General features: G+C 73.8%; 2 protein-coding genes. Both read right to left on the reverse strand.

Going from position 1 to position 4,058, the window contains the following annotated elements:
• On the reverse strand, window positions 1-1,425 hold a 1,425-nt coding region (locus AC2CHG_RS30325; RefSeq protein WP_484526096.1), incomplete at its 3' end, for a diguanylate cyclase domain-containing protein.
• A gap of 151 nt (window positions 1,426-1,576) precedes the next feature.
• Window positions 1,577-3,730, reverse strand: coding sequence for an NAD-dependent DNA ligase LigA (ligA, locus tag AC2CHG_RS30330; RefSeq protein WP_484526097.1), 2,154 nt, complete (start codon window positions 3,728-3,730; stop codon window positions 1,577-1,579).
• Window positions 3,731-4,058: the final 328 nt, after the last annotated feature.

A 4,058-nucleotide genomic window follows, 5' to 3' on the forward strand; every position in this document is an offset into this window, starting at 1 on the left:
GCCGTCGCGCGCCGGACGCTGGTTGCGGGCCGGGCGGTCGGCGCGCACCGGCAGCGCCGGGGTCAGGGCCGCGCCGTCACCCCCGCGTACGCCCACCGTCTCCCCGCCCTGCGCGGACGGGCCGGACTCCAGCACCCGGCGCAGGTCGGCCAGCAGACTGAGGCGCTCGGCCGAGTTGTGGTCGGACTCCGGCGCGTACACCGCCACCGTGTCGTTGCGGTGCTTCGCGTCGTACATGGCCACGTCGGCGTGACGCATCAGGGTGGCGAAGTCCTCGCCGTGGTCGGGGTAGAGCGCGATGCCGATGGCGCCGCCCACGTCCAGCGGCAGCCCGTCCAGCGGCACCGGTTCGGCGAGCGCGGCGACCACCCGGCCGGCCCGCTCGCGGGCCTGGTCGATGTCGGCGAGCCGGGGTACGACGATGGCGAACTCGTCGCCGCCGAGCCGCGCCACCATGTCACCGGCGCGCACGGCGCCCATCAGCCGGGCGCTCACCTCGACCAGCAGGCGGTCCCCCACCGCGTGCCCGAGCGCGTCGTTGACGTGCTTGAACCGGTCGAGGTCGAGCAGCAGCAGCGCCAGGTGCGCGTCCGGCGCACCCCGAGCGGCCCGTTCGCCGTGCAGGTGCACCTGCTCGGCCACCTCGGTCAGCAGCGCCTTGCGGTTGGGCAGCCCGGTGAGCGGGTCCACGTCGGCGAGCTGTTCCCGTTCCTCGGAGAGCCGGGCCATCCGGTAGACGGCGAACAGCGGCACCAGCACCAGCGGGATCAGCGCGGCGCTGGCCCGGGCGGCGGCCACCAGCACCGGCGCGAGCAGCAGCAGCGAACCGGTGGACAGCAGCTCGTACGCCAGGCCGCTGCGGACGCTCGGCCACCACCTGTCGCCGAAACGCAGCCGGACTGCGGAGCTGACCAGCCCGTAGTTGACCACGAACCAGGCGAGCGTCGCGCCGCCCACCGCCGCCACGTCGGTCCAGTGCAGCCGGCCACCGCCGAACAGCTCGCCCGGACCGAGCCGGGTGACCGCGTACGCGGCGGCGAGCGCGCACGCGTACTGCGCGGCGTTGAAGCCGGTGCGCCAGGGGGCGTACCCGAGTCGCCAGCCGCTGACCGCCACGGCGACGGCCTGCACCGCGACGGCCGGGCCGAATCCCCAGCCGAGCAGGATCGCGAAGGTGAAGCAGGTCGACGGGAACACCGCAGACGTCTGCCGGCGGCCGGGCGGGACGAACGGGCGGGCGTCGCAGGCGACGGCGAGCACCGCCATGGTCCAGAACGCGGCCGGCAGTTCGGTCAGCCGGTCGGTGAGCGCGACGAGCGGCCCGGCCGAGACCAGCAGGGCGACCGCGCCGATCGCGGCGACGAAGCCGAAGAACGGCCCGCTCCGCCCGGGCGGGACGGAGTTACGCGGGTCGCCGGTCTCCATCGCACCTCCCGGGGAACGTCCTGGCGCGCGCCGTCACGCGTCGTACGCCAATGAAACGCCCTCCGAGGCGATTTCCCCGACACGACAGTCACGAATCGGTCGGAGTCGTAATTAACTTGGTATCCGCCGGACGAAAGCTGTGACCAGCCTGTCAGTCCTCCACCCGGGCCACCTCGCGGGCCGCCTCCGGGCCGGAGTCGAGCAGCACCCGGAAGCCGTCCTCGTCGAGGATCGGCAGTTTCAGGGTGGCGGCCTTGTCGGCCTTGGAGCCGGGGTTGTCGCCGACCACCACGAAACCGGTCTTCTTGGAGACCGAGCCGGTCACCTTGCCGCCCCGGGCCTGGATCGCCTCGGCCGCCTGGTCGCGGCTGAACCCGCTCAGCGTGCCGGTGACCACCACAGTGACGCCGTCGAGCGGTCGCGGCCCCTCGTCGGCGGCCTCCTCGGCCATCCGTACGCCCGCCTCGGCCCATTTGCGCACCACGTCGCGGTGCCAGTCGACGGCGAACCACTCCTTCACGCTCGCCGCGATGGTCGGGCCGACGCCGTCCACCGAGGACAGCTCCTCCTCACCGGCGGCCTCGATGGCGGCGACCGAACGGAAGTGCCGGGCGAGCGCCTGGGCGGCGGTCGGGCCGACGTGCCGGATGGACAGTGCCACCAGCACGCGCCACAGGTCGCGTTCCTTGGCCTCGGCGAGGTTGTCGAGCAACTTGGTGGCGTTGCTGCCCAGGCTGCCGTCCTTGTTGACGAAGAACGGCGACCGGCTCAACTGCTCGGCGTCGAGCTGGAACAGGTCGCCCTCGTTGGTGATGATCTGGGCGTCCAGCAGCGCCGCCGCGCCCCTCTCGCCGAGCACCTCGATGTCGAGCACCTTGCGGCTGGCCAGGTAGAAGACCCGCTCGCGGATCTGACCGGGGCAGGCCCGCCCGTTGGGGCAGCGGATGTCGACGTCGCTCTCCTTGGCCGGCGCGAGCGGAGTGCCGCAGGCCGGGCAGGTGGTCGGCATGACGAACGGGCGAGCGTCGGCCGGGCGCAGCTCGACCACCGGGCCGAGCACCTCGGGGATCACGTCGCCGGCCTTGCGCAGCACCACCGTGTCGCCGATGAGCACGCCCTTGCGCTCGACCTCGCGGGCGTTGTGCAGGGTGGCGTAGGCGACGGTGGAGCCGGCCACCCGGACCGGTTCGAGCACGGCGCGCGGGGTGACCCGGCCGGTGCGCCCGACCTCCACCTCGATGTCGAGCAGCTTGGTGTTCACCTCCTCCGGCGGGTATTTGAAGGCGATCGCCCAGCGGGGCGCACGGCTGGTCGAGCCGAGGCGGCCCTGGATGGAGACCGGGTCGACCTTGACCACCACGCCGTCGATCTCGTGCTCGACGTCGTGCCGGTGCTTGCCGTAGTAGGCGATGTATTCCGCGACGCCGGCCAGGTCGTCCACCACCCGCCACCGGTCGCTGGTGGGCAGCCCCCACGCCTTGAGCGCGGCGTACGACTCGGACTGCGCGGCCGGCCGGAACCCGGTGCGCGCACCGATGCCGTGCACCACCAGGCGCAGCGGGCGGGAGGCGGTCACGCGGGGGTCCTTCTGCCGCAGGCTGCCGGCGGCGGCGTTGCGCGGGTTGGCGAACGGCGCCTTGCCCTGCTCGACCAGGCTCGCGTTCAGGTCGGCGAACGCGGCCACCGGGAAGTAGATCTCGCCGCGCACCTCCAAGAGGTCGGGCACGTCCGGGAAGTCGTCGGCCGGGGTCAGCCGGGCCGGCACGCCCTTGATGCTGCGCACGTTGGCGGTGACGTCCTCGCCGGTGCGGCCGTCGCCCCGGGTGGCGGCGCGCACCAGCCGGCCCTTCTCGTAGGTCAGGTTGATGGCGAGCCCGTCGACCTTCAGCTCGCACAGGTAGGGCACCGGGCCGCCGGCGTCCCGCTCGACCCGCTCGGACCAGGCGGCCAGTTCCTCGTCGGCGAAGGCGTTGTCGAGCGAGAGCATCCGCTCGGCGTGCGCGACCGGGGTGAAGTCGGTGGAGAAGGTGCCGCCGACCCGCTGGGTGGGTGAGTCGGGGGTGCGCAGCGCCGGGTATTCGGCCTCCAGCGCCTCGAGCTCCCGCAGCTGCCTGTCGAACTCGGCGTCGGTGACGGTCGGCGCGTCGAGGACGTAGTAGCGGTACTGGTGTTCGGTCAGCTCCTGGCTGAGCGTGGCGTGCCGCTCCCGCGCCGCCGGGGTCGGCTCGGCGCCGGCCGCCGCGTCCTGGGCGGCGTCGACCGCTGGGGGAACCGCTTCTTCGGACACGCCGCCGCCTTCGGACACCGCTGTCGACCTCCCGTGTTGGTGCTACCCGAGAACCGTAGCGGTCGGCTGTGACAGTCGTCCGGTCACCCGCGCCGAGCAGGGCGGACCGGTGCCCGCCGCGCCACCCGGGCGGGTCCGCCCCGGCCGTGCGACGATCGCGTCGGCGGTAGTGGGCGACAACGGTCGGGAGGCGGGCGGCGGATGCGCGACGGGGTGGTCTGGACGCTGGTGATCGTGGCCTGCGTCGCGGCCGGCTGGCTGTGGAACGAGTGGCGCCGCCGCGCGGCCGACCGCGCCGGGACGCGCGACCGGGCGGACAGGAGGCGTGAGCGGGCCGGCACCGGGC

It is taken from the genome of Micromonospora sp. ATLC20, assembly GCF_057196585.1.